At 56.1% G+C, this 22398-nt stretch carries 20 protein-coding genes and 8 pseudogenes; 10 read left to right on the top strand and 18 right to left on the bottom strand.

Going from position 1 to position 22398, the window contains the following annotated elements:
- Positions 1-133: 133 nt before the first annotated feature.
- The 6 genes and pseudogenes from QWI18_RS00445 (at position 134) to QWI18_RS00470 (ending at position 6789) form a co-directional block, all read left to right on the top strand.
- Positions 134-1795 carry an ATP-dependent endonuclease gene (locus tag QWI18_RS00445; protein ID WP_369317890.1) on the top strand — a complete coding sequence of 554 codons (1662 nt, stop codon included), beginning with the start codon at positions 134-136 and terminating at the stop codon, positions 1793-1795.
- Positions 1788-2945 (top strand): UvrD-helicase domain-containing protein, encoded by a 1158-nt coding sequence (locus QWI18_RS00450; RefSeq protein ID WP_369317891.1) that lies wholly within the window; start codon positions 1788-1790, stop codon positions 2943-2945. Before QWI18_RS00445 ends, QWI18_RS00450 begins: the two co-directional genes overlap by 8 nt.
- Positions 2946-3315: 370 nt before the next feature.
- Positions 3316-3645, top strand: coding sequence for a transposase (locus QWI18_RS00455; RefSeq protein ID WP_369317892.1), 330 nt, complete (start codon positions 3316-3318; stop codon positions 3643-3645).
- Positions 3606-4673: pseudogene (locus QWI18_RS00460) on the top strand (IS66 family transposase); the annotation flags it as partial. The gene QWI18_RS00455 and the pseudogene QWI18_RS00460, both read left to right, overlap by 40 nt.
- A 92-nt stretch (positions 4674-4765) precedes the next feature.
- Positions 4766-4988: pseudogene (locus QWI18_RS00465) on the top strand (transposase domain-containing protein); the annotation flags it as partial.
- A 160-nt stretch (positions 4989-5148) separates the two neighbouring features.
- Complete coding sequence (locus QWI18_RS00470) at positions 5149-6789, top strand: methyl-accepting chemotaxis protein (RefSeq protein WP_192175095.1); 1641 nt, start codon at positions 5149-5151, stop codon at positions 6787-6789.
- Between the two features lie 207 nt (positions 6790-6996).
- Here the strand turns inward: QWI18_RS00470 and QWI18_RS00475 are convergent.
- The 3 genes and pseudogenes from QWI18_RS00475 to QWI18_RS00485 all read right to left on the bottom strand — a co-directional run.
- Positions 6997-7326: pseudogene (locus QWI18_RS00475) on the bottom strand (xanthine dehydrogenase family protein subunit M); the annotation flags it as partial.
- A pseudogene (locus tag QWI18_RS00480) lies at positions 7313-7741 on the bottom strand (2Fe-2S iron-sulfur cluster-binding protein); the annotation flags it as partial. The pseudogenes QWI18_RS00475 and QWI18_RS00480, both read right to left, overlap by 14 nt.
- A gap of 206 nt (positions 7742-7947) precedes the next feature.
- Positions 7948-8424, bottom strand: a complete 477-nt coding sequence (locus QWI18_RS00485; RefSeq protein ID WP_369317893.1) for a PAS domain-containing protein — start codon at positions 8422-8424, stop codon at positions 7948-7950.
- Between the two features lie 757 nt (positions 8425-9181).
- Between QWI18_RS00485 and QWI18_RS00490 the strand changes: the two genes are divergently transcribed.
- Positions 9182-10357, top strand: a complete 1176-nt coding sequence (locus QWI18_RS00490) for a GGDEF domain-containing protein (protein WP_369317894.1) — start codon at positions 9182-9184, stop codon at positions 10355-10357.
- Positions 10358-10615: 258 nt separating this feature from the next.
- Positions 10616-10767 (top strand): annotated as a pseudogene (locus QWI18_RS00495) (transposase); the annotation flags it as partial.
- A gap of 174 nt (positions 10768-10941) precedes the next feature.
- Here the strand turns inward: QWI18_RS00495 and QWI18_RS00500 are convergent.
- The 3 genes from QWI18_RS00500 to QWI18_RS00510 form a co-directional block, all read right to left on the bottom strand.
- Positions 10942-11310 (bottom strand): hypothetical protein, encoded by a 369-nt coding sequence (locus QWI18_RS00500; RefSeq protein ID WP_369317895.1) that lies wholly within the window; start codon positions 11308-11310, stop codon positions 10942-10944.
- 52 nt (positions 11311-11362) lie between these two features.
- The gene (locus QWI18_RS00505; RefSeq protein ID WP_369317896.1) at positions 11363-11671 is read right to left on the bottom strand and encodes a putative quinol monooxygenase; all 309 of its coding nucleotides are present in this window, start codon (positions 11669-11671) and stop codon (positions 11363-11365) included.
- Between the two features lie 271 nt (positions 11672-11942).
- Positions 11943-12344: a hypothetical protein gene (locus QWI18_RS00510; protein ID WP_369317897.1), complete on the bottom strand. Its 402-nt coding sequence runs from the start codon at positions 12342-12344 to the stop codon at positions 11943-11945.
- A gap of 5 nt (positions 12345-12349) precedes the next feature.
- Between QWI18_RS00510 and QWI18_RS00515 the strand changes: the two are divergent.
- A pseudogene (locus tag QWI18_RS00515) lies at positions 12350-12574 on the top strand (transposase); the annotation flags it as partial.
- Between the two features lie 461 nt (positions 12575-13035).
- A complete protein-coding gene (locus tag QWI18_RS00520; RefSeq protein WP_369317898.1) occupies positions 13036-14091 on the top strand; it encodes a helix-turn-helix domain-containing protein in 1056 nt (351 codons plus the stop codon).
- 18 nt (positions 14092-14109) lie between these two features.
- On the opposite strand, the pseudogene QWI18_RS00525 reads toward QWI18_RS00520, so the two are convergent.
- The 12 genes and pseudogenes from QWI18_RS00525 to QWI18_RS00580 form a co-directional block, all read right to left on the bottom strand.
- Positions 14110-15117: pseudogene (locus QWI18_RS00525) on the bottom strand (methyl-accepting chemotaxis protein); the annotation flags it as partial.
- Between the two features lie 76 nt (positions 15118-15193).
- Positions 15194-15640: a nitrile hydratase accessory protein gene (locus tag QWI18_RS00530; RefSeq protein ID WP_369317899.1), complete on the bottom strand. Its 447-nt coding sequence runs from the start codon at positions 15638-15640 to the stop codon at positions 15194-15196.
- Entirely contained in the window at positions 15633-15992 is a 360-nt protein-coding gene (locus QWI18_RS00535; protein ID WP_369317900.1) for an SH3-like domain-containing protein, read from the bottom strand. The genes QWI18_RS00530 and QWI18_RS00535 overlap by 8 nt, the downstream gene beginning before the upstream one ends.
- Entirely contained in the window at positions 15992-16300 is a 309-nt protein-coding gene (locus QWI18_RS00540; RefSeq protein ID WP_347876992.1) for a hypothetical protein, read from the bottom strand. The genes QWI18_RS00535 and QWI18_RS00540 overlap by 1 nt, the downstream gene beginning before the upstream one ends.
- Positions 16301-16318: 18 nt before the next feature.
- On the bottom strand, positions 16319-16951 hold the full coding sequence (gene nthA / locus QWI18_RS00545; RefSeq protein WP_369317901.1) for a nitrile hydratase subunit alpha: 633 nt from the start codon (positions 16949-16951) through the stop codon (positions 16319-16321).
- A gap of 68 nt (positions 16952-17019) precedes the next feature.
- Complete coding sequence (locus QWI18_RS00550) at positions 17020-18534, bottom strand: amidase (protein WP_369317902.1); 1515 nt, start codon at positions 18532-18534, stop codon at positions 17020-17022.
- Between the two features lie 111 nt (positions 18535-18645).
- Complete coding sequence (locus tag QWI18_RS00555; RefSeq protein WP_369317903.1) at positions 18646-19512, bottom strand: transporter; 867 nt, start codon at positions 19510-19512, stop codon at positions 18646-18648.
- Between the two features lie 87 nt (positions 19513-19599).
- Positions 19600-20649, bottom strand: a complete 1050-nt coding sequence (locus QWI18_RS00560; RefSeq protein ID WP_133777133.1) for a phenylacetaldoxime dehydratase family protein — start codon at positions 20647-20649, stop codon at positions 19600-19602.
- Between the two features lie 69 nt (positions 20650-20718).
- A complete protein-coding gene (locus QWI18_RS00565) occupies positions 20719-20880 on the bottom strand; it encodes a hypothetical protein (RefSeq protein WP_369317904.1) in 162 nt (53 codons plus the stop codon).
- Between the two features lie 375 nt (positions 20881-21255).
- On the bottom strand, positions 21256-21519 hold the full coding sequence (locus tag QWI18_RS00570; RefSeq protein ID WP_369317905.1) for a hypothetical protein: 264 nt from the start codon (positions 21517-21519) through the stop codon (positions 21256-21258).
- Positions 21512-21757 carry a hypothetical protein gene (locus QWI18_RS00575; RefSeq protein ID WP_369317906.1) on the bottom strand — a complete coding sequence of 82 codons (246 nt, stop codon included), beginning with the start codon at positions 21755-21757 and terminating at the stop codon, positions 21512-21514. Before QWI18_RS00575 ends, QWI18_RS00570 begins: the two co-directional genes overlap by 8 nt.
- A gap of 498 nt (positions 21758-22255) precedes the next feature.
- Positions 22256-22360: pseudogene (locus tag QWI18_RS00580) on the bottom strand (transposase); the annotation flags it as partial.
- Between the last annotated feature and the right edge of the window lie 38 nt (positions 22361-22398).

The following is a 22398-nucleotide window of genomic DNA, read 5'->3' on the forward strand; positions in this document are numbered from 1 at the left end:
GCTTTTTCGGGCGTCACCACGCAAGCATCGCTATCAGCACCTGCGCTCTGGACAAGATCTGAACCTCGGGGTAGCGTTCCGGCAGAATAGCCCTAATGCCACCTCGTCGGCGTCACTCAGAAGGAATTGAAAAGTGCTTGTGGAATCACTTCGTCTCGTAAGCTTCAAAAAATTCAAAGATCAGACGTTTGACTTCAATGATGATGTCAATATTTTTGTTGGAGACAACAACGCTGGCAAGAGCACAATCTTGGAAGCCATGGAGATTGTCTTAAACTTTCAGTACCGCAGCCGACCATTCGCCAACGAATTTTCTCCTGACCTGTTTAACAGTGATGCCGTCGCGGCTTTCCTGCGTTCGAACATGACTCCGGCAGACCTGCCTGTCCTCGTAATCGAGGCGTATATGAAGAATGTGCCTGACTACAGGGGCACCAACAACAGCCTGCACAAAGATGCTCAGGGCGTGCAGGTCGTTGCAAGATTCGACCCGGATTTTACGGACGCCTATAGTGACTATATGGCCGCTGGTGCCCCGATGACCAGCATCCCGGTAGAGTTTTACAAGCTTGAGTGGATGGACTTCGCCTGGAACGTCATCAAGCCAATGAGCAAACAGTTCAGGGCCCTCTACATTGATCCAACGCGTATCCATCCAACCTTCGGGAAAAATCAGTACATTTCCAATGTCCTGAGCACCGCCCTTAAGAAGGACGAAGAATACCGGCTGAGCCTCAACTACCGCGAAACCCTCCAAAAATTTAATGAAACCGATGAAGTAAAGACGGTCAACAAAGATCTGGATTCCGACAACAAGATCACGGACAAGACGCTCACGATCGCGGCGAACACCATGCCGTCGGGCGCCCTCCAGAATGGACTGCAGCTCGAAGTGGATACCGTGCCTTTCCACATGATTGGCAAGGGCGAACAGAGAGAGGTGCAGATAAAACTGGCCCTCCACAACAAATCGAAAGACATCGATCTGGTGATGATGGAGGAGCCTGAGAATCACCTGTCGCACGTAGAGTTGAGCCGACTCGTCCAGGATATTGAGGATCAGCGCGATGGCAAGCAACTGTTTCTGACCACCCACAGTTCCTACGTGCTTAATAAACTCAGCATCAACAAGATATGCCTGCTTCATGATTCGTACAAACGCCTGCATCTTCTGGATAAGGATGTCGTCAAGACGCTCAAACGCCTCCCCGGCTATGATACCTTACGCGTAGCCCTCTCCAAGAAGGTAGTGCTGGTTGAGGGGCCATCTGATGAACTGGTACTCAAACGTATATATAAAGACAAAAACCATGATCGGCTCCCTGAGCAGGATGGCATCGACATCATCGTAGTGCGCGGCGTGGGCTTCAAAACGTTCATCGAAATCGGAAAGGAAATTGGTACAAGGGTCAATGTTCTGCGTGACAACGATGGTGACTATGAGAAGAACGTCGTCACGGCGCGTAAGGACTATGAAAAATATCCTAACATCCAGCTGATCTCATCCAAAGTAGATGAGGAGTTCTCGTTGGAGCCTGCCATGATTTCGATCAATTCCACGTCAGAAAAGGAATTGCTGGCATTTGCAAAAATCGTACTTTCTCCCCAGACGTTTAACCTACTGAAAGCCGAGCCTACGTTTGCCGCCAAGTTGGAATTTATCATTAAGTGGTTCAAAAGCGCAGACGGCGATGGCAAGGGGAAAAAGAAGGTGGACTCCGCAATAAGACTGTTCGAAACAACAGAGGCGTTCAAATACCCCACCTTCCTGGATGAGGTGCTTCACTTTGTCTAACATACTGTGCATGGCGGGTGCTGGGTCGGGTAAAACCCATAAAATCATCACCGAAGCAATCGCCGAGATCAGACGCGGTGGGAAGGTGCTAGTGGTGACCTACACGACCAGCAATCAGCAAGAGCTGCGGCGTCGGTTTCTGGCTGAATTTGGCCAACACAGCAGTGGATTCGTGGTGAAGGGACTGTTCACCTTCTACCTCGAAGACATGATAAGGCCCTATCAGCAGGCCTATTTTCAAAAACGGATCGAGGCATTCTTTTTCAATGCCAGCAATCCTCATCTAAAGCCGAAGACGAAGTTCACCTTGCCTGGCAGGAAAGAGCAGCTGGATGACAAGAGCTTCAATCCAAACCACTTCCTAACGCAGTGCCACACCAAGGCGCACACAGGGTTTCTCGCGAAATTATCCGCTAGGTTGATGACAACTACTAAGCATGCTGCCGCAATTCGTCTCGGGGAAATCTACAGCCAGGTCTACTTCGACGAGGTTCAGGATTTGGTTGGATGGGATTACGACGTGTTGAAGGGCCTCGACAAGGCCATGAAGTCTCCAATCACCTGCGTCGGAGATTTTCGTCAGACAGTCTACGAGACCACGTTCGGTCACAAGGCACCTCAGACATCAGACGAAAAAATCGCTGCATTCAAAGCCATGGGCTTTACCGAGGAAGCCCTTGTCCTAAACTGGCGAAGCCTGCAATCCATCTGCGATATCGCTGATGAAGTGCACAGGGGAGCCTACAAGGCAACCAAGTCGGCTGTTGTTGATGTCCCGCCAGCGTTCATACACCACCTGGGAGCCTTCATCGTCAAGCAATCGGACGTCACCGATTACGTTACAAGGTACGACCCTATGGTGCTGAGATGGAGCGTGACGTCGGGAAGAAGCTTCATTCCTTCTTATGCCCGGTGCTATAACTTCGGCGCCAGCAAGGGCTTAGGTTTTGATCGTACACTGATCCTTCCCACGGAAAGTCAAATCGACTTCGTATTGAGCGGAGCGAAGCCCTTCCCCAAGAAGGCGGAGACGGCCCAGAATAAGCTTTACGTGGCCATCACGCGTGCAAGGTACAGCCTTGGCTTTATCGTGCCAGACAATCAAGCGGATGGGCTACGCTTTCCCCTCTGGACGGAGGCCATGGCTTGACTGGGGACATCTGTTCTTGACCGCTGACTTGGCAGATGGACGTTGACCCGAAGCAAAACGATAGGCTGGTATATGTCGTTGAGCTTCAGGTCAGCGCGCACCCTGCCGAACTCGTCATCTGACACTGTTGCTTCATAAGATCGCTATTTCTGGCGTCAGCCCGCCACAGATCCTGAAACCCCAAGTACCGCTGAGATCGGGTGCCCTGACAGTCAACGGCGGTTGGCATCGGCAATCAGCTTGGCGAACTGCAATAGATACGTAATCCGCCGTAACCGTCCGGTGATGTCACCTACCGAACTCCAGCATTAAGGGCGATGGTGTCCGCGTATTTTAAGCGGACGCGATCGCCCTTATCGCCAGGATTTCCATGCGCCAACGAAGCTCTTACCCCAAACCATTCAAAGCTCAGGTCGTCCAGGAATGCCTGCAACCCGGAGCGACGATTTCCAGCGTAGCCATCCATCACGGTATAAACGCCAACGTGATCCGCAAGTGGCTATCGACTTACCGGGATCAATCGTCTGCAACCCTGCCGGCTTTCGTTCCGGTAAAAACGTTACCAAGGCGAGCATCAGAAGAGATGGTGATCATCTCGCTGCCTTTGGGTGATAAGTCCATCACAGTTAAATGGCCAGCCTCGGATCCGGACGGCTGCGCGTGCGTGGAAAATGGGCCTGCCGGCAGTGCGAAACACTGATCCAGGCCCCGGTGCCGGCGCAGGTGATCGACAAGGGCATCCCCACTGCCGGCCTGCTGGCGCATGTGATGGTGGCGAAGTTCGCCGACCACCTGCCGCTGTATCGGCAGGAAAAGATCTTCGGCCGTGCCGGTCTGTCCATCCCGCGCTCGACACTGGCGCAGTGGGTGGGCCAAACCGGCGTGCAGCTTCAGCCGCTGGTTGATGCGCTGCGCGAAGAGGTGCTGGCCCAGCGCGTGGTTCACGCCGATGAAACGCCGGTACAAATGCTGGCGCCCGGCGAGAAAAAAACCCACCGTGCTTATGTCTGGGCCTACAGCACTACGCCATTCTCGGCCCTCAAGGCCGTGGTCTACGACTTCAGCCCCAGCCGTGCTGGCGAACATGCGCGTAACTTCCTGGGCACCTGGAACGGCAAGCTGGTCTGTGATGACTTTGCCGGCTACAAGGCCAGCTTTGAGCTGGGCATCACCGAGATCGGCTGCATGGCGCATGCGCGCCGCAAGTTCTTCGACCTGCATGTAGCCAATAAAAGCCCGTTGGTGGAGCAGGCGCTTCACTCGATTGGCGGGCTTTACGAAGTCGAGCGACACGCCAAGGACATGAGCGACGAAGACCGTTGGCGATTACGCCAGGAAGCAGCCGTGCCCATCGCTGAAAAACTGCATGAGTGGATGCTGGCCCACCGCGAGCTTGTGCCCGAGGGCTCGGCTACGGCAAAGGCCTTGGATTACAGCCTTAAACGCTGGGTAGCGATGACGCGCTACCTGGAAGATGGTGCTGTGCCCATCGACAACAACCAGATCGAGAACTTGATCCGGCCATGGGCGCTCGGGCGGTCGAACTGGTTGTTTGCTGGGTCGCTGCGCAGCGGCGAGCGGGCGGCAGCGATCATGAGCCTGATCCAGTCGGCGCGCATCAATGGGCATGATCCGTATGCTTATCTCAAGGATGTGCTGACGCGGCTGCCGACGCAGCGGGCCAGCGAGATCGAGCAGCTGCTGCCGCATCAGTGGATGCCTGCCTGATCTGTGCAAGGTTTGTTTGCTGGCCGCTTACCCCTGGGTCAGTTTTCAATCAGTGCCAGCGGTAAAGCTCCACCAAAGTACAAGCACCTCAGATCGAGAATTTGATCCGGCCGCGTGCAATGGGGGGTAGAGCTGGTTGTTCGCTGGGTCGCCGCTCAGCGGCAAACGGGCGGCGACAATCATGAGTTTGATTCAGTCAGCGCGCGTGAGTGGCATGACCCATACGCCTATTTGAAAGATGTGCTGACGCGGTTACCGACACATCAAACCAGCAAAATTGGGCTGTTGCGACCGCATAAGTGGATAGGTGCCTGACTATCGCGAGGGATTTTCCTCACCGCTTAACGTAAGCCTCGTCGTGCATCGTAGCAAGGTGCATGACTTTGTGAGTATTAAAGTTTACTTCGCCCCTGCCGCTATTCTGTTCAAGGAAACGACGCCCCTAACCCTTTTTACCTCCTAATGAGTAATCCTTATGTCTTGGCTGAGAAGCCTGAAGCTGAAGTCCAAGCTGCTAACTGCATTTGGTCTATGCGCGTTGATCACGGTTGTTGTGGCAGTACTGGGTCAGTCCGGCATCGCCAAGCTGTATGGCCAACTGCAAGATACTGTGACCAACAACCTGGTATCGATCCAGAAAACCGACGCAATCAAGGCACACGCCATTGGCACCAACCGTGACTTTTTCAAGGCCATTGTGCTGACAGCTACGAACGCCAGCGCTGACGATATCAACGCCGTTATCCAGTCGTACCGCGATAATCAGTCCCAGGCTCAAGCTGCATTCAAAACTTACCGTGCCACCCCGCTAGACGCAGACGAACGGGCTGCGGGGGACGATTTCGAACGTGACTGGCCGGCCTACATTGCTGCTGTGGATTTGGGTTTCGCTGCGCTAAAAAGTGGCGATATGGAACAGGCTCGAAGGCTCGCTATAAACAGCGTTACACCGGCTTACCTCAAACTCGTTGCTGAGATCGAGATCATGATCGAGTCCAACACTCGCCAAGCTCTCGATGTCGCGAAAGCAGGCGAAAGCACTAACAACCAAGTGACTTGGGTGCTGATCGTGGGCTGCCTGATCGCCATGCTGTGTGCCGGCGTACTTGGAATGATCGTCACTCGCATGATTACCCGTCCGATTTACCTATCGGTCGAAGGTGCAGACCGCGTAGCTAAAGGCGATCTGACTCAGGCCATCGAGGTTCGGGGCACCGATGAAACTGGCCAGTTGTTGCAGTCTCTGTCCGTTATGCAAAGCAACCTCAAAGACACCGTGCAGCAAATTGCCGACGCCTCGAACCAACTGGCTTCCGCAGCTGAAGAATTGACTGCGGTTACAGAGGACAGCACGCGTGGACTGGTGCGACAAAACGACGAAATCCAACAAGCTGCTACTGCGGTCAACGAGATGACGGCTGCAGTGGAAGAAGTGGCGCGCAACGCAGCCAGCACCTCTCAGATCTCCAGCCAGACCGCTGAAGACGCATTAAAAGGGCAGAAGCAGGTACAGCAGGCTGTGACGGCTATCAATACTGTGACGGAGGAAATTACTGATTCCACAAAGCGAGTCGAGGCATTGGCCGGACAGATCTACGACATTACCAAGGTATTGGACGTCATCCGTGGTATTGCTGAGCAGACCAACCTGCTTGCTCTTAATGCTGCGATTGAGGCCGCACGTGCTGGTGAGCAAGGTCGTGGTTTTGCTGTAGTGGCCGACGAAGTACGTGCTTTGGCACACCGTACCCAGACATCCACTGGCGAGATCGAGGCTATGATCAGCAGGGTTCGTGGCGGGGCTGATGATGCGGTGCAGGCGATGGGGAAAAGTCAAAACCTCGTGCGCAGCACTCAATTACTTGCCACTGAAGCCGGCCTGGCACTAGAGCGGATCAGTAAAGGCGTCAGCCAGATTAATGAGCAAAACCTGGTGATAGCAAGCGCAGCAGAGGAGCAGGCTCAAGTAGCGCGAGAGGTGGATCGCAACCTGGTTAACATTCAGGACCTATCGACGCAGACGGCGGCGGGTGCCAACCAAACCAGCGCTTCTAGTCACGAGCTATCGCAGTTAGCAATTTCGTTTAATACATTGGTAGGGCAATTCCGATTGTAAGTCAGCACAATAAAAGTTTGTATTGTGTCCGCTTAAACGTGGGCACATTTTCATTCATGAATGTGTGAGTTCCGAAGGTGTGTTCGCCATCCGCTTACAATCCGCCCGCCTCCCTTCCGATCAAGGTGACGCCCCATGATGCTCACTGCTCGTGGGCCAGCACGATCACATCGAATCGAGTCGCCGATCATATGCACTGACCCCTCCAATGGCTGCGCAGCCGGTGCCGGGCTTGCGTTTGTTGCACGCCATGTTGGTATCGTAGAAATAGGGGCAGCGTGTGCGTTGCAGTAAATTGCCTGCCGTCGTCGCGACGTTGCGAAGTTGTCCCGAGGCACCTGCTAGCAGGGCTCTAGAGAGCACCGCGTAATCTTTTCTTACGCGAGCGTCGGCAGCCAGATCGGTGTTGCGTACCAAGGCCCCAATACGCAGCCCGCCTTCGGACGTGGGCTCAATGGTGTCCATCCCCAGTCCGTTCACGTCGATCAAATATGTGGGGGCTTCGATCTCGAGCTTCATCAAATCCAGCAGATTGGTAACCGCATTGATAGCCATCATGCTTGATGAAAGCTGCCTGCATGGGGTGTAGTTTTTCGGTACTGCCCAAGCCCTCAATGGTGGTAATCCTGGAATTTTGATGCATAACAGCCAGCGTCAGGCATGAATTGATCCTGGTGCCGTTGGCAATGACGGTGCAAGCGCCGCATTGGCCGTGGTCGCATCCTTTTTTGGTACCGGTCAGGTGCAGATGATCACGCAATGCATCCAGCAACGTTGTCCGGGTATCCATTAAAACCGTCTGTGTGGTGCCATTAATATTGATATCGAACTGCGCTTTGTTCGTTGGCGCTGCATTGGCGGCACTGGCCTTCGATGTGATAAACGGAGGAAGAGCAATGGCTGCGGAGGTGACGACCCCTACGATAATGAATTCACGCCGGGTCAAAAGCATCATGTTGGTCGTATCCAAGATCGGTGTTCCTCAGGAAAGCTGAATGGCCTGTTCACGAACAGAGGAGCACGCGTAAAACCGCTCGCCATTGCATCGGTTTCATAGGTGCATGTATCTACCGAACTTAGCGTCTTGTGTAGCTAGCGACTATGCCGTAACCACGTATAGCCCCATGAGAACAATTCATGAGTGGGTAAAGACGCAGATTAGGCACAAGGTGATGGGGCAAAGTGTCGGGTGCGGTGGAGTGATGCAGCAGAACTTAATTCTTGTTCACTATTGACTTGATCAGTTCCAGCAGTTGCAAATTTTACCACCTTGCTTAGTTTGCCATGCACGTCAAAAACGGGATTGTAGGTCGCTTCAAGCCATACTTCGTGACCTCGAGAATCGATTCTCTTGAAGCGGTCGGCAATGAATCGACCTGCTTCCAGTGTATTCCAGAACTCTTTATACGCAGGAGAAGCCACATAGCCTGGATCGCAAAACATACTATGATGCTTGCCAACTACCTGCTGGAGCGAGTAATCAACTGCATCTAAAAAATGTTGATTCGCAGTTATGCTCTTACCGTCCAGATCAAATTCAATAACTGCCGTTGATCGGAATAACGCCTGCACCAGCGCAGAATTTTTCTCGGCGTAGTTTGTAACTTCGGTCGCTTCTAAACCACAACAAGTCATATGTGTGACCAGAGCGCTATGGTCTTTAACTGGTATCCAAGTCCCCCTTCACCAGACGAGGGCTTGATCAGTCCGGAGCAACCTATAATCGTCATTAACACTAGAGCCATTCTACATCGCGATCATGAATCTCTTGTAACAGGGCAGCTCGCTAACATATTCAGGCGTGAAATCCCCTAGCGGACGCCCGGTGACATTGCCCTCCTTTACATTTAGAAACTTCAGGAAGTTGGCGTTGCTATGGGTAACGCATAATTTTCGATCTAGTGTGACTGAAATCATCGCATCGTTGATTTCAGCTTTGAAGCTCCGTAACGCGTCTAACTCTGTCTGCTGCTCCAAAATTTTTTTCTTTAGCCGACTATAGAACATAGGAATACCTTGAGGCGTGAGATTTATAGATGCTTATCGACTGTTTTAGGAAAAAATTTAGGCCATGGAAATCTTTGCAGCGGGGGAATGGGCTCAGACATGGGCACTGCGGTGTCGTCAGTAAAACCATTGCTCTTGCTCAAGCTCCGCATTTTTCGGAGGTGTTCACTTTTGTGGGCTATCTTTGCCGCTTGTCGGAATTCCGCCAAAATCAAGCTTAGCTAAAAGCATATGACTTGAATTTTATCCCTTCCTGATGGCGGTCGGAACTCCTAATCAACCTGTAACAGGCATTGAGACCGAATCTTTACAGTATGTCGGATTGATGATGATAGCGTCTGACAAGATGTTAAAATGCCATCATCCTTTTCCGGAAGATTTCCTAATGGCTGTCAGCGAACGATATTTCTTCCCCCGTACAACCTTCATTGCTTGGTTCGTCCGCGGAAATGACCAATTGGATGCTGCTACGCGTTTGAAATTGCTGGCCGGGCCCTTTTCATCCGGCATGACATTGATCGCAGCCGGTTTCAGCACATTACTAATCTGCAGTGTAGCGCTCTACCGTCATCCAATTAAGATTTTTATGATATGGCTGTGTGTCGATACCATTATATGGAATGTACGCTTGTTGCTCTTTCGTCGCTGCAATGCTCCAACCAAGCCTCCGCTTAAATACGCCACAGATCTATCGCTACTGCTTGGCCTGGTCTGGGCCGCTGAGATAGGTGCGGGCACGGCTGCGTGCATCATCAGCGGCGACCCTGTACTGCAGGTGTTATCGAGCACCTTGGCCGTTAGCCTGAATGGTGCGATTGCTATGAGAAATCAGGGCATACCTCATTATGCGTTCGCCCAGATCCTCTTGACCGATATTCCTTTGAAGTTTTCGACCTTGTTCCAATCAGAACCTATGCTGATGATTTTAATACTTCAAGCTCCGATGTACTTAGGAGGACTGTGGATATTACTCAAGCACTTCAACAGTAATCTTGCCAAAGCCTATCATGCTGAAGCGCACAGCTCATATCTAGCCAATCATGATTCTCTCACCGGCCTTCTCAATCGCGCCGGAATTTTTTCGATGCTCAGAGGCCTGTTGAAACCCTCTTCCCAAAATCCTGAGCATCTCGCCCTCCTATATTTTGACTTGGATGGATTCAAAAGCATTAACGACAGCTATGGTCACGCTGCAGGTGACAAAGCATTAACCATGTTTTCAACCTTGTTAAACAGCAATATAAGGACAAACGATTTCGCTGCTCGCTTAGGCGGCGATGAATTCATTGTAGTGCTACGAACAGACTTAGAAGAGCATGCTACATTGATCACTGAACGCATCATTAAATCCATTGGGGAGTATCGCCGAACCTACGACGCATTTCATGGGCTGGGTGTCAGCGTAGGCATATCTCTGAGTGATTCAGCCGGCACGGACACACCTGAGACTTTACTTCATCGCGCCGACATTGCCTTGTACCAGGCGAATTGGCGGGTAAGGGATGTTATCGGTATGCGTAGTGATGACTATTTAACCTTGTTGCCATCATGCAGCGCCTGATACATAGATTACCCCTTTTAATGCGCATCACCTATCACTGCACGGGTAATATGATGAGCTGATACAGCCAGTCCCTACGTTGTCTTGATAACAGCATGCAGTGTTTCATGGGGCTGGTTCAATCACGGTCAGCAAAACAAAACGTTTCTTTGAGCTAGGTTTTGTAAGATAAATCAGTGCCGGTAAAATTGCTGCCATGATTAGCTGAAAGCCAGCATGGCAGAGTGTTACGAACTCTCCGACGCATCGCTTTAATTTATCAGGGCTCTGGTTTCCCAGAACAGAAAATGGGTCGCCTTACGCAATCATGATCGTCTGGTGTTCCAAGGAATCTTCTGGATCCTGTGCTCGGGCGCAGCCTGGAGTGGCCGGAAGGCTTAGCGCCCTGGTCAACGGTGTGTCAGCGTTTTCCGCTGTCCGTAGAGCTAGTGGAGGACGGATTGGCCTGTCGCGCTGGGAGGCAGCAGCCAGCAAGCCCTCAGGCGCGATAGCCGCTTTTCCTGCTCGATCAGGGTACGATCACGGTATTCCTCTACGGCCACAGCCCCAACTCGTGACGGGAATTGGGCGTTGCTCAATTTTTCTTACCTACACAGCTGCATCGCAATGGCATCGAACTCACGGTCAAAGCTAGCTTTCTCTGCCGCGCTCAAGAAACCCTGCTGCTCGACGAACCGATTAGTTTCATTCCGGACGTTCTCTACACGTTTCACCATGCGCTGTGCTTCAACCTCGGTAATACGACGGCCTTTTCTTGAGGTACTGATATCGGCATTTAGAACATTCGCTCTTACTGAGATATGTGCTTGTCCTGGATCGCTGATCTGCCCGCCGGTCTCGCCGGCTATTTCTTGTTGGTTTTGGATGTCGCAGCTTGGAAGATTGAGGCTTTGCTGTGCAGCTGTAGCGGTCAGGCTAAAAGCAAACAACGAAGTGAAGAAAATATGTTTCATGACTCAGTCCCTTTGATCGGATGTCAATCCCGCGTACATGGCATACCACGGCCTAGACGGTGCTGCCCGGCAATTGATTAAGGCGAATCTGCTGCGTGGGCTCGGCGAGGATATTTTCCAGAATCGGCATAGCGTTTGTCAGGGTCGGGGCCTTCATGTGCGCTTGCAGTGCCGCTTCATCGTCCCAGCTTTCGTAGGAAACAAAGCGGGTGGGGTCTTCGAGATCCGTCAACAGCGCATAGGCCTGGCACCCAGGCTCGTGCTGGAATTGCGGCAGGGAGGATTGCAGCAGGTTTTTCAATTGCGCTTCCTTGCCTGGCTTGGCTTTCATGATCGCGACGACGTTAAGAGGTGAAGTCATGTGGGGAGTCCTGGCAATGCCGGCGCCGGAATGGAGCCGTCAGCGCATGAGACATGCCACGTAAGCTATTCATTCAGACAAAACAGGGAGGCTACAGTTACTGCACCGCAACCCTTTTTCTCAGCATTCCTGCATTATCAGAAATCACACTGTAATGCCCTAATGGGATATCCATCGTGAGCGACCCGCCACACTGTGGGCATGCTGGATTCGCCAGGATTGCCACGTCTGGTGGGACGTCATCCGGCCACCAGACCTTTCGACAACTCCCTTAGCATGCGTGGCTAGCCGTTCCCCGGTTACCGCTGTAGATTAGGTGCCCTTTGGTTTTCACGATCTGCATTCGATACTCCCTGTCCCATCTTAGGAAGCGAAAGCTCCCTCTGCTACGGCCTCGGCCCAGCACATGGCTGGGCGTTGCCGTTTTCCCTTTACTGGCCGGGTCACTGATGTTGCACTCAGTGACGTGATAGATTTGTTCCCCGGTCGGCTGAGCCTGGTCATCGAGGACTTCCGCAATCCGCCATTCACGGCAGTCAGGATCACCGCATTCGTACATGCAGTCGTCCGGTTCCGCGCCGTCCTCTGCTGGGATCAGCTTCACCAAATACGGGGTTTCCCCGTCATCGTCCTGCACCTGGACGAAAGCACTAAACGCTCTGCGTTTGCTCATGCTCGATTCCGCTGCGCAAGATGCATCGCAAGCCTCGACCCGGCCTGCCTCGACTGTTTGACAGGCCTCAGTACAAAAAACGCAACGTTATTGAGCGGGTGTTCAGCTGGCTTAAGGAAAAACGTCGGATCTGTACGCGTTACGACAAACTGGCCAGCAGCTTTAAAGCCATGGTCACACTGGCCTGCATCGAAAGATGCTTGCGGGCTGACTTTTCGGACAAACCCTAGAGCGCTCAGGGCATCACCGTGAAGAATCCAAGATGCCGCTGTTCGCGCCGCTTCGGGGTCGGACTACGCTCACAAGCGCATTTATACCGGCGTAGCGGCCTATGCTAAGCAGGCAGGCAGGCACCGAGGTCGCTGGATTGGGGGGCGCATGGGCTTTGGTGCAGCTATATGTGGCACGACATGACTCAGCAGGAATTAAAACTCTGCTGAAACGGCCCTTTGATCTGCGCGAGTGGAAGACAGCGGATATTCACGGTAAAAATACACAGATAAAGCGCCAAACCAGAGTGCTAAGCGCCCAGACGGGCGCCTCGATCGTTGGTCTTGCCGACGGCAGTTATAGTTTGTGATCGGCCTGCCTGGATTTGGCTTTTCATAAGGTCAAATTCGACTGTTAGTCGTTTTGGCGTTGTGAAGCTTTTGTTCATCCTGAAAAGACATTTCCTGATGGGGGGATGTGAATGGTTATGCACCTGTACGGCGGGCCCAAGCACCGCTCTCCGCGTAGCGCTACAAAGGACCCGCGCGCGAAACTCTCGAATCACGACTGGACCAGCGAAAGCATAGATGTCGCCACCCCCAGCTATGGAGCGGGCGACTGCGTTGATTTCTGGCGCGAAATAATTCTGCGTTTGTTCGCCGATGTTGAAATCGGCGCTGTCGGCAACCCCGATTTTTTTGGAAAGGTAAAATCGCAGAAGTGCGACCTGTTGCGGATCAGCGACGTCAGCGCCGCTGCTCAGGCGGTCAACCGACGCCATCTGCAACCGCGCAGTCATGACGAGGACAAGTACTTTGCGGTACTGATGCTCCAAGGCACGGAGTCGCTGGAACAGGATGGCAACCGGACTATCATCGGGCCCGGCGATTTTGCCGTGTACGATGCCACGCGTCCGCATCAGTTGAGCTTCACCGAAGATTGGCGGCAGATCATCGTCAGCGTGCCGCGCGCGAGCCTGGATCAACGCGTCATGAACATGGAGCGGCGGATCGCTACGCGGGTCTCGACTGACACCCCGACCGGTCGGGTCATGCGCATGTTTTTGCAGAGCATCGCCGGGCAGATCGGGCAGTTCACGGCGGCGGAGATGAGTAGCTTGTCGGAGGCCGCGACCAACATCATCACCTTGGCCATGGGCGACCTTCACCCGTTGGACGCCGAGCACTCCAAATGCAAGACCCTGACCCTGATGCGGGTGAAGATGTTCGTCAACGATCACCTTCGCGACCCGACACTGGGTGTCAGTCAGGTGACCTGCGCGCTGGGGCTTTCCAGCCGCTACGTCAACCGGTTGTTCGAAGCGGAAGGGCTGTCGCTGATGCGCTATGTGCTGCGTCGACGCCTGGAGCGCTGTGCGATGGACCTTGTGAGCCCAAGCCAGGCGGCCCGAAGAATCTCGGATATCGCCTTCGCCTGGGGATTCAACGACCTCTCCCATTTCGGCCGTGCTTTTCGCGAAACCCATGGCTACTCGCCCAGCGAGTGGCGTGAATCGGCGGGGCGTGGGATTGGCTGATACCGCCCACCCTGGCACTCAACGAGCAATCATATTAGCGGCCTGTTGAGTGGCCTCGGTGGTGCGAATGGCCAGTTTGCGTACTTCATCCGCGACCACTGCAAAGCCCCGACCGGCCTCACCCGCTCGGGCGGCTTCTATCGCCGCGTTGAGGGCGAGCAGGTTGGTCTGGTTGGCGATGCCCTGGATGGTGGTGACGATATGGGTCAGTTGGCTGAGGTTCTCCTGCATGGCGGTGTGTTGGAGCGCCTGGGCCTCGTGCAACTGACGCTCTTCGTGGCTGGCATGAATGTCGGTGATCGCGCCGACCACGCGCAGGGGCGAGCCATCGGCGGCGCGCCTGGTCTGACCACGGCCACGAAACCAGCGGTACTCGCCCGTCTTGTGGCGCAAGCGATAAGCTACATCGAAAGGCGTCTGGCCGCTGTGATCGTTGACGTGGGCGACGAAGGCATTAATAGCGAACTGGCTGTCTTCGGGATGCAGGCGCGACGACTAGGCCTCCAGCGTGTTGGGAAATTCCTCGAGGGTGGTATGCCCCAGCAAGCGACGCATTTGCGAAGACCACCAGATGGCATTTTTCGGATTGGCTGGATCGCCCGCGATGACCTCGATATCCCATAACCCGTCATGGAGCATTTCACGGGAAATCTCGAAGCGCGTGGCGGCCAGTGTCAGTTCCTGTTCCTGCATTCGTTGCTGATGAATATCGTGCAAGGTACCCGCTGCCATTTGCGATTGGTCGTGATCGCCGCGCCACAGCCGCGCGCTCATCCGGGTCCAGCGGTACTCGCCCTGACCGATGTCCAGACGGTACTCGTGGCAAAGCGTCCCGCGCGCATTGCGGTCGTTGAGATGCCTGGCCAGTGCCCGGTGGAAGACGTCGCGATCAGTGGGATGAATCGCCTCCAGCAGATGCCCGAATCGCGATGGCAGCACTTGCCCATCGAGTGCGTTGGACCACCAGATCTCACTGTGTGAAGAAAGCGTGGAGGCGTCGATACGCAGCTCCCAAAATGCCTCCCCGGGGTTTTGAGTGAAGCGATTCCAACGCTGATTTTGTAGCGACAACGCCTCCTGGGCTAACTCACGCGCGGCGATCTCATGAGCGATGATTTTCTCGACAGCCGCTAGTGGCCGGGCTGATCGCGACCGCCCCATGGCGGCGCGGGTGCCCATGGGCGGGTGGGCAATCGGCATTGCCCAGCGCCACGGTGGCGCCATGGGGAGTATGCAGATAGGCCTGACGCCATTGTTCGGCGCGTCGCGAGAGGGTCGGCCCGTCGGCGATGCCGAGCTGCGCGATCAGCCTTTCGAAGGCGCTCGTCCATTGCCGGTAGTAGGCGTCGTTGACCCGCTCACCGGGGCGTGCGGGCGCGGCCTTTATCTCTTCGCCGATCACCTGGACCCACTGCGACCAGTCAAAGGCACCGCTCTTGAACAGCTGTACGGTGAGCGCGAACACGTTGGCTTGCCAGGGCGCATCGAACACCGGGCCTTCCTCGTCCAAGGGAACCCGTGCAGCTGTCATAGCGTCGATATCATTCATGCTCGGCGAGCTCCATATAGTCATCCCAAAGATCAATGCGCAGGCTGTCCTGGGCGAGTGCGACATCACCCCATAGCTCGGTGGCACTGAAGCTGACGCTGTACAGGTGCTGAGGGTGCTCCCCCAGGCCGTGTGCGACCGCATCGGGGGTGATGAACACGCCGTGGTCGCGCTTTATGCAGCCCAGCTTGCCGCGCACATAACGGGGCATGCGCGTGTGAGTGGTGGGGTTGATATTTTTCACGCGTACCCAGTCGCCAACGCGAAAGCGTGCGGTGCGCACCACGTCGACCCGCGCCGAAGCGCCGGTCTTGACCAGTATGGGTACGAATTCTTCGGTCAGTACAGGCATCACGCGGCTCCTTTGAGGCTGAGCATTCTGGCTGCCAGTTCATCCTGGCCGATCACGCCTTTGGCGATCAGCAGGCTTTCTATACCGTGCACCCAATGCTCGTAGTAGCTAGACGTCAGGTAGTGCACGGGCTCCATGCGTTCGACAGCATGGCGAAATTCGTCGATGTTGAAATGGCCGCCACCGAAGGCCGCAAAGAACAAACCGAAAATACGCCGCTCCCAGTCGTGGCGAAACAGTACTTCGTTCGGGTCTTGCAGCACCGGGCCGAGCCCATGCATGCCGCCGAGGTCATGTATCGAATTCATGGCGATCGCTCCAGGGCATCAACGAATGTCGCCAGCCGGCAGGGCCAGGCCGGTGCCGATCATGGCATTACGGGTCACCAGTTTCATGAGTTGCGCCTCGCTCCAGCCCTCGGTGTCGACGGGGCGTTCAGGCAGCACCAGGTAGCGCAACTCGGCGTTGCTGTCCCACACCCTGACTTCCTTGCTCGGCGCCAGGGTGACGCCAAATTCGGCCAGCACGCTGCGCGGTTCGATAACGATGCGCGAGCGATAGGGCGCCGACTTGTACCAGATAGGCGGCAGGCCCAAGGTGGGCCACGGGTAACAGGAGCACAATGTGCAGACCACCACGTTATGCACGGCCGCGGTGTTCTCCACCACCAGCATGTCTTCACCCTGTACACCGCCGAAACCCAGCTCGGCGATCGCCGCTGTGGCATCTTGCAGCAGCCGTTGCTTGTACTGCGGGTCGCTCCAGGCCTTGGCCACCACTTGGGCGCCATTGCGCGGCCCGACCTTGTGTTCGTAGATGTCGATCAAGGCGTCCAGCGCGGCGGGGTCGATCAGCTGCTTTTCCTGGAGGATGGATTCCAACGCCTTGACCCGCAGTTCGATGTCGCTAGGCGGTTCGGTGTGTTCGTGATCGTGGTGATCGGTAGGGGTGTGTTTCATAATCAGGATTCCTGCAAGCTATGTGAGTCCGGGCAGCCGAAGACGTGGCTACGCGGCCAATTCCGGCGTTACAGCGCCTGCCAGTCGGTGTCCGCCTCGAAGGCTGCCGCAGCCTGGTAGAGGGTGCTCTCGTCGAAGTGACGACCTACCAACATCAGGCCCACCGGCAGCCCGTCCACTCGACCACAGGGGATCGACATCGCCGGATGGCCGGTGACATCGAAGCCGGCGGTATTGCCGATCATCTCCAGTGCGCGGGACACGTATTCGACGATCGAGCAGCCGGGCTCGGGCAGGCGCTGCGCGGTGATCGGCACGGTGGGCATGACCAGCAGGTCGAAATCTTCCAGCGCATGGTCGTACCCGGCCCGGGCAAGGCGAGCGAGGTTCTGCGCCTTGGCGTAATAGCGGCCGTTGTACCGTTCCAGTCCATACTGGCCCACGAACATGCACATTTTCAGCGAGGCGGACAGGTTGTCAGCGCTGTCTCGCCAGCCGACATGCTTCTTCAGCAATTCGACGTCATAGAGGCCCTTCCAGTTAAAGCCCATGCCGTTGCCATGCATCATCTGAACGGTCAGGCCTTCGCAGCCGATGGGGTTCCACAGGGCGCCCGCCAGTTGATGCTCCGGGACCGAGACCTCGGCCACGTGCCCGCCCAGACGCTCGAAGTCGGCGATCGCCTGACGTACGCAGTCACCCACTCTCGGGTCGAGGTTCGGTAACCCGAAGCCTTCGACGAGAATGCCGATGCGCAGGCCCTTGATGCCACGGTCCAGGGTTTTGCTGTAGGCCTGGGCACGTGGGAAATACTGGCGTGGGTCGAGGCCATCCGGGCCGGCCAGCACCTCCAGCATCAGCGCGTTATCGCACACATTGGCGGTGATCGGCCCAGCGTGGTCGACCGTGGCTTCGATCGGCATGATGCCGGTATAAGGCACCAGCCCGTGGGTCGGTTTCATGCCGTAGGTGCCACAGAAGGCCGACGGAATGCGGATCGACCCACCCTGGTCGCAGGCGATGGCCATACTCACCTCGCCGGCCGCAACCAGTGCGGCGCTGCCTGACGAGGAGCCGCCGGCCGAGTAGCCATGGCGACGCGGATTGTGCACCGGGCCAGGGTCGGAGGTATGGCTGCCGCCCGACAGGCAGAAATGCTCGCAGGTTGCCTTGCCGAGGATGGTCGCGCCGGCGTCCAGCAGGCGGCTCACCACGGTGGCGTCAAAGCTGGGCACGAAGCCTTCCAGCGAGGCCGCGCCATTCATCATCGGTACGCCGGCCAGCGCCACATTGTCTTTGAGGGCCACGGTATGACCGGATAATTTACCCTCGGCGGCCCCCTTGATCTCGGTCCTGTAGTACCAGGCGTTGTAGGGGTTCTGCTCTGCGCTGGGGCGATAGCTCTGAGTGCGGGGGTAGCGAACCGGCGGGACGTTATCCGGCAGCTCGTCTACCAAATCGTAAGCGTCGAAACTGCCCTGCATGAGGGTCAGATACTCGCTAGCTTGCTCGGGAGTGAGCTGCATGTGCAGCCGTCTGGCAATATCCTGAAGTTGCTCCGGCGTGGGACGCACGATGGCCATAAGAGTGTTCCTGTACAAAGTTTAAAAAGGAAGCCGCACGTTTCAAGTTGCAAGCTTTACGTTAAAGCTCGTCGGCCTGGCTTGCAGCTGCGCCCGCCAGGCGTGGGTGAATCAAAAGATGTGGGCGTAGCGCAGATTCATCCGAAAGTCTTCCCGGGCGCCGTTTTCCACTCTGAGGTCTCGGCCCAGTTGCAATTGCAATTGGTCCTTGGCGGTGACGAACTTGGTAGCCGTCAAACGGACGTTGGTAATGTCCGCGCGGTCGTCCTGATTGGCACCCGCGACCTGCGTCTCGCCGCCCCAGCTATGGCCGAAGCCAAGACCGAAGGTAGTGGTGCTGTCCGGCATGTAGCGGCCCATGATCTGCGCGGCGTAAGAGACGTCCTGTTCAAGGCGCGTGGAGTTGGCGCCGTAGTCGGTGTTGTCGCCATACCAGATGGCGTCCGCCACCAGGTCCATCGCCCATTTGTCAGTGAAGTGTTTGACGTAGGCGCCTTGCAGGTCGAACTTCCAGCGGTTTTCGCCCAGGTTGAGCGCGTCGTTCTTGTCGTAGTTGCCGGTAGGTACATAGACATAGGGACCCACGCTCAAGGTGTCGCGCGCCTCATTGAGGCGCCACTTGAGCGGCGCGGTAAGGATCAGGTCGCCGATGCCAGTGGTGCTGTCCAGCGCGGAGGCATCGCCGCCGCCCTTGATGTGGCCGAAGGGCAACAGGAACTGTGGGTCGATCGTCAAGGTGTCGGTCAATGGGTAGACATGCAGCAGCCGCAGGATGCTGACATCGGAGGTCAAGTTGAAGTTGTCGCTGGCTTTATGGCCGTGGGAATACAGCGAATCGGTGCTGGCGTGCTGGTAGTAGATCGCGCCGATGGTTGCCCCGATCGGGTACTGCTCGTAGTCGCCGGGCGTCACTTCCACGGCATTGGCTTGAATGGCAGGCAGCATGGCGGTCAGCAGCAACGGGCGTAGCTTGCTCATGGATTTACTTCCTTACGGGAATCATCCGCGTCGCCGTTCGCGAGGGCGCGCAGTGGCGTCTATGGAGGTGCTAGGCGGGCGAACGAATCAACGCTTCGCGTCGCGCAACATGCCGGTCTGGGGGTGGCAGTTGATGTATTCGAAGACCTGATTGCTGGCGTCCGACACCGACACTTCGTGGTAGAGCCGCAGTTTCGTCAGACCTGCCGCCACGCGGAAAAAGGTCACGAAGATGCGCAGATGAGTGGGATGCGATTCGGCCCAGCGCTCGAGTTTTTCCACCGAGCGCCAATGACCGATGTTGTAAGCGATATCGAGCAGGTTGCCGTCCAGATCGATGTTGCGTACGAAGCGGTTGCTGTAGCAGCCCAGCTCCTTGCCTTGGTCGCGTAGAAAGTCCATGCCGTCCTGCAGGCTTGGCAACATCTCATTGAGGTACAGCGCGCGCTCTTCGGCTTCGGCCTCTACCCAATCCTGGCCCGAGCGGATCAGCGCCACGTTGTCGTGACCCAGCACCACCACGCGGCCCCCCTTGTCCGGGTTTCCAGCCACCACTTGTAGCTCGCCGGTGGGTTGCATCCAGTCGGTTTGCGAGGCCGGGAAGCGATCGCGCATCGAGCCCCAATAGCCGTGCTCCTTGATGTCACCGCTGATGTTGTCCAGCAGTGCGCCGACGCCGGGCAACTGATCCTTGAAGGCGTACAGGGTCTCGAGTTGCTCGGCACGCGGCGCGACCATCTCGCGGAAATAGCCCAAGCCGTCGCTCAAGCGTGCGTCCGACTCCCACCAGGCGCTGACTTCGGGCGAGCGCAACCAGCGGCAGTGCGCGCCTGGATCTCTCCAGTAGCCGACCACGATGAGGTTGTCGTAACCGCTGTTATCGGTGTGGTGCGTCAGATCATGGCTGAGCGGGCCATCGGCGAGCGCGAAGCTGGCAACGATGCCACGCATGGCCTGCAAGGCGGCGGCGCGTTGCTCGTCGCCTCGGTACTGCACGCCCAGGTAGCCCATCACGACCTGTTGCAGGCTGGCATCGGCGCGGCCTGTCCACATCGGAAACGGCGGCTGGTAGTCGTCAGGCACGCGGCTGGATAACGTCCGAGGGCATTGAAGGTGCTTGTCGATCGCGGATTCCATATGAACTCCTGTTGCTACAGTGTTGGCCAATAGGGCGCAGAGAGGTTGTTGTTCTGGCAGAGGGGTGCATCAGGATTGGTGTGATCGTCCACGTCTCAAAGCAAGCCAGCGCGCACTGAGCGCCGAGCCGATGACTTCGATGAAATAGACCGCGTACTCTTCTGGCGCCAAGTCGCGCTGGCGCATTAACGAGGCTGAATCGAAGCGATACGGCAGAGTGTGTGTCGGCATGGCATGGCCTCCTCGGTCGCGTTAAGTTCGGACGCTTGTCGAGGAGGAATTTAGGGCGTGGGGAGGTGCGGCGCTTGGCTCTGGCGGACAACCGAATGGTTGACACGGACAGCCTTGAACCCACCGGCGGGCCTGGCTGTCAGCGTTCACAGCCATAATGGATCGTAGTGGTGCGGACATGCGAAAAATGCTCGCGGAGTGCGCTATGGGAGGGCGAAAATAGGGGCTTTGCTGGCTTTCAGTGAAGGTGCGTGAACAGTGTATGGCTACCAGCAGACTCCATAGGCAGTGGCTGCCTGCGACAGGCCCAAACGGCTGTCAGGCAAACCTTGAGCTGGCCTGGCTTACCATAAAATCCGGTATCGGTAACGCGCGTCAGCCCTCCAGAGGCAGGCCTTCTTTGTCCACCTTTGGATACCAACTGTCCGCTGCGTCATTCAGTGCGATCACCAATGCCTCTAACTGCTCGGCATTGATGATGCCCATCTCATGCACCTGCTTGATGTAGTCGATGGTCAACGCGGCATTGTGCTCGGCGAACGCGTCGCTCATCCCGCCACGGATCGCCTCGATCAGCAGCTCGACGCGCTCAGCGACGCGCTCCGGGGTCTTCTTCATTTTGTAAGTGCAATCAATCATTCAAGAGGCCATCGGCATTCATGCCGGCGTGGTGCGTTTCCCAGTCATTGAGCGCCTGCACGTTGGCCGCCATCAGCTCGTTAAACTGGGATTGCTCCAGCAGGCCCAGCTCGTACAGCGAGGCAATGTAGTAGCGCGCCTGGGCGGCGTTGCACTGTGCCAGTCCGTCGGACAGCGTGCCAATTGTGTCGATCATGTCCTGCGCGCGGGCCACGGCGTCGGCATTGGTCATGGGCATGGCGGGCATTCCTCGTTGGACGTCATACCGAAGTCGTATGTGGGCCCCGGCACGTGGGCACTATGCTGTGGCAGTGTAAGCCACAATCTAAAGAAGGGCAGGATGCCCACAGTAAAAGGACGAAGCCCTGGCCAGGTCGCCAAACTTCGATCGATGATGGACTGGCATCTGGACATGGCCACTGAGCTGGAACGCGCCGGCAAGTTCGATCATGCCCGCGTTCACTTGATCCGGGCGAATCTCTTGAAACCCGCGGCAACCTCGTCTCTTCAATAAATGCCAGGCCTGAGCACTGATGTGCCCTTTGCTAGCGGTCGAGCAATCCGGAGCGTGGGTAAATGGCACTCGTGCTCGATGTGGCCATTGGGCCCAGCCGCAGCTTCGAGACTTGAGGCACCCGGTATAGGGCCCAGCGATGCGTCCAGTTTTTCAAGTTCCCATTCCCTGGGGCGACCGAATTTGTACATGCTCATTAGACACGTTCCTCGGCAAACAAGCTGAACGAGCCAGCTTGTCGTGGCGAGTCCCTATTCTTCGGTTCTCTTTCAGCCAGCCAAACATCCGCTCAATGATGTTCCGCTGTGAATACTTTGGGCGATTGTATGGACCAGATACAAAGGTGATAGTTGTGCCAAGACATG

The organism is Pseudomonas sp. W2Oct36 (genome assembly GCF_041060465.1).
Lineage (GTDB): Bacteria > Pseudomonadota > Gammaproteobacteria > Pseudomonadales > Pseudomonadaceae > Aquipseudomonas > Aquipseudomonas graminis_B.